Source organism: Micrococcus sp. 093350064-1, from assembly GCF_053627955.1.
Genome location: NZ_JBSEYU010000029.1, coordinates 1 through 3,098, shown reverse-complemented (window position 1 = coordinate 3,098; position 3,098 = coordinate 1). Strand labels below are relative to the sequence as shown.

The 3,098-nt window shown below is 68.0% G+C and carries 2 protein-coding genes and 1 pseudogene; all 3 read left to right on the top strand.

Translation table 11 applies throughout. From position 1 onward, the window contains the following. Positions 1-1,213, top strand: a 1,213-nt coding sequence (locus ACUW6W_RS11645) for an ISL3 family transposase (protein WP_454180190.1), incomplete at its 5' end; no start/stop codon positions are given. Between the two features lie 190 nt (positions 1,214-1,403). Then, a complete protein-coding gene (locus ACUW6W_RS11640; RefSeq protein ID WP_454180188.1) occupies positions 1,404-2,000 on the top strand; it encodes a hypothetical protein in 597 nt (198 codons plus the stop codon). A gap of 282 nt (positions 2,001-2,282) precedes the next feature. Further along, positions 2,283-3,006 (top strand): annotated as a pseudogene (locus ACUW6W_RS11635) (IS5 family transposase); the annotation flags it as partial. Positions 3,007-3,098 lie beyond the last annotated feature (92 nt).

Genomic DNA, 3,098 nt, shown 5'->3' with positions numbered 1-3,098 from the left:
CGAGTCGCCCAGGACCCCGATGGGTTGCCCGACGTGCGGTGTCATTGCGGGCAGCCACGGCCGCCGTGACGTGGTGCTGGTCGATGCGCCGTGCTTCGACCGGCCGGTCCGGCTGATCTGGCGCAAGCGGACCTGGCGCTGCGTCGAGCCGTCGTGTCCGACGAAGGTCTTCACCGAGCAGGACGAGCAGGTCGCCCGGCCTCGGGCTCTGTTGACGACGCGGGCGTGCTGGTGGGCGATCAACCAGATCCGCCGCGAGCACACCTCGATCAGCGGGATCGCCCGACAGCTCGGGACGACGTGGAACACCGTGTGGTCCTCGATCCGACCGCTGCTGCAGGAGATGGCCGACGACAACTCCAGGTTCGCCGGCGTGAAGCGCCTCGGGGTCGATGAGCATGTGTGGCACCACGTCAGCGAGTTCCCGATCGAAGATGGTGGCCGTGGGCCCAAGCAGCTGACCGGGATGGTCGACCTCACTCCCGATGAGTACGGCAACCCTAGGGCGCGGCTGCTGGACCTGGTGCCCGGCCGGTCCGGGAAGGCCTACAGCGACTGGCTCAAAGAGCGTGGCGAGGACTTCCGCGACGGTGTCGAGGTCGCCACCCTCGACCCGTTCCACGGCTACAAGAACGCCATCGACGACCAGCTCGAGGACGCCACCGCCGTGCTCGACGCCTTCCATGTGGTCAAGCTCGGCACCCAGGCCGTCGACGAAGTGAGGCGCCGGGTCCAGCAGGAGATCCACGGCCACCGCGGCCGCAAGAACGACCCGCTCTACGGCATCAGGATGATCCTGCGCTGCGGCCAGGAGAAGCTCACCGACCGCCAGCGCGCACGCCTCGACAAGGCGATCGCCGCCGACGAACGTCACGACGAGGTGCTCGTCGCCTGGCTGTGTGCCCAACAGCTCCGGTCGGCCTACACGGCCACGAGCCCGGTCGAAGGCCGGCGGATCGCCGAGAAGGTCCTCGCCAGCCTGCCGACCTGCCCGATCCCGGAGATCAAGCGACTCGGGAAGACCCTCAAGCAGTGGCGGGAAGCGTTCCTGGCCTACTTCGACACCGGCCGCGCCAACAACGGCGGCACGGAGGCAATCAACGGCCTGATCGAGCTCCACCGCCGCATCGCCCGCGGCTTCCGTAACCGCGAGCACTACCGGCTACGCATGCTGCTCATCGGCGGCGGGCTAACTCACCCCCACCTCAGGTAGGAAGAGCCCCAATGGCGATGCATGCATGAGATTTAACATACCTGAACTCTGAGGAGACAGGTGGTCTGACCACACCCCGGCACCCCGGCAGTCTCAGATGCACCGACGGCCGTAGCCGAACACTCCTGCTTTCACGAACCTAATCGTGTGCACCTGAATTCTTTTGTGTGCCCTAACTGGAGTACCCCTCATGGAAATCTCCCGCCGTTCAGTAGCCACCGGCCTCGCCTGGGCCGTGCCGGCCGTGGCCGCATCGACGGCCGCGCCCGCCATGGCCGCCTCCTCCTGCGCGGGGTACACCGCAGGCAAGCCCCTCCCAGCCTCGGCGTTCACCCTGACCTACCTGCGCATCACCAACGAGACGCTCGGCAGGCTGTCCAACAAGCAGGTGGCCCTCGATTTCGACTTCCGCCTCAGCGACGAGGCCGCGGCCTGCGGGGTGCGCACCGGATCCGTCTCCTCCACCAGCAACGGCGGCACCTCCCGGATCGCCTTGAACAACGGGAAGACCTACAACGCGACCAACGGCCTCGCCGTCCCGGCCAACGGATCCGTAGGACGCACCGACGGTACCTGCCGGCTCGGCCTGGACCGCACTGAGGCCTGCGGCACCACGGGGCAGTCCCCCTACAGCGTCGCCGGGTCCACGGGCGCCAGCTCGACCGCCGTCACGGCCATCTCCCTCTACCGGTCCATCACGGTCTCCGGCTACGGCACCACCGTCGTCTACCTCAACACCACGGGTGTGGGCACCAACCTGTCCGTGAGCGCCGCACCGCTGATCTGACCCCCGCACGACGGACCGCCATGCCGCCTCTGAAGGATCAGGACCTCGCCCTCACACCAGGACAACGCCCCCACCATCCCCTGAGGGACAGGGGGTCGCTTCTGGCATACCCGCCTGGACGCTCCGAGCGGCTCTGGGGTGACACCAGTTGCACAAGGTCTTGAGGACCCCCGACCTTCTGCGGAAAGAGGGACGCACCTGCTGGCGCACGTCGCGGGGCGAGGCCCAGGGGTTAGGGCGTGTCTGAGAATGGATCCACGGGTCAGCTGGCACCCTGGGGGCATGTCCCGGTTCCAGATGCTCTCCGATGCCCAATGGGAGTTGATCGCCCCGATGCTCCCTGCCCGGACCGGCCGGGCCGGCAGGCCGTTCGCCGATGCCCGCACCATGGTGGAGGCGATCATCTACCGATACCGGTGCGGAATCGCTTGGCGGGATCTGCCCGAGGTCTACGGGCCCTGGCAGACCGTGTGGACCTGGCATCGGCGCATGGCCGAAGAAGGCACCTGGGACACGGTGCTGGCGACGCTGACCGCCGCCGCGGACGCTGAAGGTCTGATCGACTGGTCGGTCTCGGTGGACTCCACGATCGCCCGCGCCCACCAGCACGCCACGAACATCACCCGCCACACAGGGGGATGGGTCGAACTACAAGAATCCGCATGAGGAGCCGACCGATCACGGCGTCGGGCGCTCACGGGGCGAGCTGAGCACGAAGATCCATCAGCTCGTGGACGGGACCGGGCTGCCGCTGGTCAGCCTGATCACCCCCGGCCAAGCAGGAGACTCCCCGATGCTGCTGCCCCTACTGGGGCAACTGCGTGTGGCACGGCCGGTAGGAAGGCCTCGCACCCGCCCCGACGCGGTCCTGGGTGACAAGGCGTACTCCTCCAGGGCGATCCGCTCCCACCTGCGTGCCCGCGGTATCAAGGCGGTCATCCCTGAACCGGCGGACCAGCAGGGCCACCGCAGACGCCGCGGCTCGGCCGGCGGCCGGCCCGTCGGGTCAAGTCCCTGGAAGTGGTGTAACGACCTTCAAGGCATGAGAGTCAGGCCAGGGTCGGCATCACCTCCGCGCTCGCTCCGGTTGTCGAGGGG

What these genes read in the sequence shown, in the direction of transcription:
- ACUW6W_RS11640 (WP_454180188.1), top strand. Translation starts at nt 1,404, where the DNA reads ATGGAAATCTCCCGCCGTTCAGTAGCCACCGGCCTCGCCTGGGCCGTG.